Origin of the sequence: Mesorhizobium sp. M7A.F.Ca.US.005.03.2.1 (genome assembly GCF_003997795.1) — a bacterium.
Lineage (GTDB): Bacteria > Pseudomonadota > Alphaproteobacteria > Rhizobiales > Rhizobiaceae > Mesorhizobium > Mesorhizobium ciceri.
This window is the reverse complement of sequence record NZ_RZRP01000567.1, coordinates 1-4184: the sequence shown is the minus strand read 5'-3', so window position 1 is coordinate 4184 and position 4184 is coordinate 1. Positions and strand designations below refer to the sequence as shown.

4 protein-coding genes are annotated in these 4184 nt (G+C 64.5%); all 4 read left to right on the top strand.

Annotation, left to right across the window (positions count from 1 at the left end):
- The coding region (locus tag EN991_RS25735) for a peptidoglycan DD-metalloendopeptidase family protein (protein ID WP_127369818.1) at positions 1–915 on the top strand (915 nt) is incomplete at its 5' end.
- Positions 916–2247, top strand: coding sequence for a S41 family peptidase (locus tag EN991_RS25730; RefSeq protein WP_024502881.1), 1332 nt, complete (start codon positions 916–918; stop codon positions 2245–2247).
- Positions 2248–2459: 212 nt separating this feature from the next.
- The gene (locus tag EN991_RS25725; protein WP_127369817.1) at positions 2460–3638 is read left to right on the top strand and encodes a divergent polysaccharide deacetylase family protein; all 1179 of its coding nucleotides are present in this window, start codon (positions 2460–2462) and stop codon (positions 3636–3638) included.
- A 30-nt stretch (positions 3639–3668) separates the two neighbouring features.
- A partial coding sequence (locus EN991_RS25720) for an RNA pyrophosphohydrolase (protein ID WP_127369816.1) occupies positions 3669–4184 on the top strand: 516 nt, incomplete at its 3' end.

Sequence of the window (4184 nt, the reverse complement as noted above, 5' to 3'; positions counted from 1 at the left end):
TCCGGCACCACCGCGCCGAGCAGGATGGCGCTGCGCACCGACGACAGCGCCATCCTGCTCGGCGCGGTGGTGCCGGAACTGCGCCAGCAGACCGATAGCCTGCTTGCCGATCTCAAGGAACAGACCAGGATTACGGCGTCGATCGAGGCCGAACGGGCGCGGCTGACGGCGGCGGTCGGCGACCAGACGGCGGAAAAGAAGCGGCTCGGCATGCTGCTGGAGGCCAAGCAGAAGCTCGAAGCCGACACGCAAACGCAAATGGCCGCGGAAAAGCAGCGATCCGAAGCGCTGGCGGCCAAGGCCGGCAGCCTGAAAGAGTTGATCGCCTCGCTCGAAGCGCAGGCCGACAAGAGCCGCAAGGCCGCCGATGCCGCCAAGGCCGCTGAGCAGAAGACGGCGGATGGCGACAAGACATCCGCGCCGGCGGAACTGGCGTCGCTGCCCGTTCCGGAAAGCAACCAACTTGCCGCCGCGGTGCCCTTTTCGGCGCTGCAGGGACAGATCGCACTGCCGGTGACCGGCCGCATCAAGCGGCGATTCGGCGCCGACGACGGTAACGGCGCGGTGATGCTAGGCGACATGGTTGCGACACAATCGGGAGCCATCGTTACCGCGCCGGCAGATGGAAATGTGCTTTATGCGGGGCCGTTTCGCTCTTATGGTCAACTCTTGATCCTGAACGCAGGCGACGGCTATCATGTCGTTTTGGCGGGGATGAGCAGAATCAGCGTCGCGACCGGTCAATCAGTGCTTGCAGGAGAGCCGATCGGTGCGATGGGAGAGGCCCGGGTGGCGAGCACCTCGGTTTCGAAGAATGGAAATGCCACGCCGGAACTCTATGTCGAGTTCCGCAAGGATGGAAAACCCGTCGATCCGGCCCCATGGTGGGCGGACCGTTTTTCTGGAAGGACGTGAATAATGCGGAAACTGTCGCTTCTGTTTGCCGGTGCGCTGATGGGCGCGTCCGCCATGAGCCTGGTCTATGGCGCACCCGGCTCGGCGGCGAACGCTGCAGGGTCGGAGACCTACAAGCAACTGGCGATCTTCGGCGATATCTTCGAGCGCGTGCGGGCACAGTATGTGACGCCGCCCGACGACAAGTCGCTGGTCGAGAATGCCATCAACGGCATGCTGGCTTCGCTTGACCCGCACTCCTCCTACATGAATGCCGAGCAGGCGCAGGATATGCGCGTCCAGACCAAGGGCGAGTTCGGCGGCCTCGGCATCGAAGTCACCATGGAGAACGATCTGGTCAAGGTGATCACGCCGATCGACGACACGCCGGCTGCCAAGGCAGGCGTGCTGGCCGGCGACTACATCGCCAAGATCGACGGCGAAGAGGTTCGCGGCCTGACCCTCAACGATGCGGTCGACAAGATGCGCGGCCTGGTCAACACGCCGATCAAGCTGACCATCCTGCGCCAGGGCGCCGACAAGCCGATCGAACTGACGGTCGTGCGCGACATCATCAAGGTCAAGGCGGTCAAGTTCCGGGTCGAGAACGACATCGGCTACATGAAGATCACCTCCTTCACCGAAAAGACCTACGACGACCTCGAGAACGCCATCGACACCATCAAGAAGCAGATTCCCGACGACAAGCTGAAGGGCTACGTTCTGGATCTCCGCCTCAATCCGGGTGGCCTGCTCGACCAGGCGGTGAGCGTGTCCGATGCCTTCCTCAACCGCGGCGAGATCGTCTCGACGCGCGGCCGCGACCCCAAGGACGTCACCCGCTTCGACGCCAAGCCCAAGCAGGTCGACGACATCAACGGCAAGCCGATGATCGTCCTGGTCAATGGCGGTTCGGCCAGTGCCTCGGAAATCGTCGCCGGCGCGCTGCAGGACCTGCGCCGCGTCACGGTGGTCGGCACGCAGTCCTTCGGCAAGGGTTCGGTGCAGACCATCATTCCGCTCGGCGAGAATGGTGCGCTCAGGCTGACGACGGCGCTCTATTACACGCCGTCCGGCAAGTCGATCCAGGGCAAGGGCATCACGCCCGACATCAAGGTCGAACAGCCACTGCCGCCGGAACTGCAGGGCAGGGATCTGACGCGTGGCGAATCCGATCTCAAGGGCCATATCAAGGGCGCCGACGAGAGCACGACGGGTTCGGGCTCTGCGGCCTATGTGCCGCCGGATCCGAAAGACGATCTGCAGCTCATCTATGCCGAGCAGCTGCTGCGTGGCCAGAAGACCGATCCGTCCTTCCCGCCCAATCCGCAAAAGGCGGTTCTCAACCAGTAGGGATCTGGAGCGGCGCACGCGCCGCTCCATCTTTCTGTTTGAGCATGATGGAAGCAATGCGATGCTGCCGGGACCGAAAGGTTCCGGCAGTTTGATTCGGGGGCGAGGCAAAGCTCCCAAGGCATGGCGCGGGGGTGCGCCGGGATTGATGAATTCGCGCATGCCGTTTCGAAGTGGCTTCGCCTTCGGAGCCATGCGCCCGGGGATTACGCTTGACTGATATCGGCAAGGACATCGAACGCCCGCTCGGACAGGCAGTCCGGCCGCCGCGCGCCGCCGGCAAGCTCAGCGGCGGTGCGATCATGGCGACAGTGGCCGTGCTGGTGGTGGCAGGCATCTCCGGCGCGATCGCGCTCAGGGAAAAGCCGTTTCGTAAGCCGCAAGAGGTTGCCGTTTCAACGCTGAAAGTGACCGCGGCGGCCGAACCTGCCGCCGCGCCGCCTGCATTGGCCCCGGCGGCACCGAAGCCGGAGGCGCCGGTCAAATCAGGTGGGCCGCAGATCATCCATGTGCAGACGGAGGAGGGCGATGGGCCGCCCAAGGCAGCGATCGTCATTCGCGACCCGTCGACCGTCGGCCAGAACCTGAAGGTCGCGCATATTCCCGACAAGGCGCTGATCGAGGCCAGCGAGACCGGGCCGTTGCCGGTGCGCGCCGCCGATGGCAGGCGGCCGTTCGACGTCTATGCGCGGCCCTGGTCGGGCGGGCGCGGCGCACGGGTGGCGATCGTCATCGGTGGGCTTTCGGTTTCGCAGACCGGCACCCAGGCGGCCATCGCCAAGCTGCCGGCGGAAGTGACGCTGGCCTTCGCGCCGCAAGGCAACAGCATCGGCCGCTGGATGCAGGCAGCCAGGCAGAGCGGCCACGAGATCGTCATGCAGGTGCCGCTCGAACCGTTCGATTATCCCAAGGTCAATCCGGGACGCAACACGCTGACGGTGGCGGCGAGCGCGGACGAGAACCTGAAGAGCCTGCACTGGGCGCTGTCGCGGACGACCAACTATACCGGCGTCATGAACTATATGGGCGCCCGCTTTTCCGCTGACGCGGCGGCGATGGAGCCGTTCATCGCCGAGCTCGGCAAACGCGGCCTCGCCTATATCGATGACGGCTCGTCGGCGCGCAGTCTGGCGCCGGATCTGGCGCTGAAAGACGGCGTGCCCTTCGTCGCCGGCGACATGGCGATTGATGCCGTGCAGGATCGCGGCGAAATCCTGAAGAAGCTCGACAGCCTGGAGGCGACCGCGCGGGCCAAAGGCACTGCCGTCGGCATCGGTTCGGCCTTCGACCTGACGGTCGATACCGTGTCATCCTGGGTGGTCGAGGCCAAGAAGCGCGGCATCGAGATCGTGCCGATTTCAGCGGTGGCTATCGATCCGCAAAAAGGCTAGCCCTCGGAAGACGGCTGGAAAGAGTGACTGATGCCAAAGACGAACAAAATCGACCGCGAAACGCTGCCTTACCGACCCTGCGTCGGGCTGATGATCCTCAATGCCGAGGGCCTGGTCTGGGTCGGGCACCGCATTGCCGAACCGGACAGCGAATTTGCCGGCACGACGCAGCTCTGGCAGATGCCACAAGGCGGCATCGACGAGGGCGAGGAGCCCCTGCAGGCGGCCGAGCGCGAGCTCTATGAGGAGACCGGCATGCGCGGCGTCTCGCTACTGGCCGAGGCGCCGGACTGGATCAACTATGATTTGCCGGAGCATCTCGTCGGCATCGCCTTCAAGGGCCGGTATCGCGGCCAGACGCAGAAATGGTTCGCCTTTCGCTTCCACGGCGATGTCAGCGAGATCCAGATCAATCCGCCGCCGGGTGGCCACACCGCCGAGTTCGACAAATGGGCATGGCGGCCGATGCAGGACCTTCCTGACCTGATCGTGCCGTTCAAGCGCCATGTCTATGAGGATGTGGTGGCGGCGTTCCGGCATCTGGTG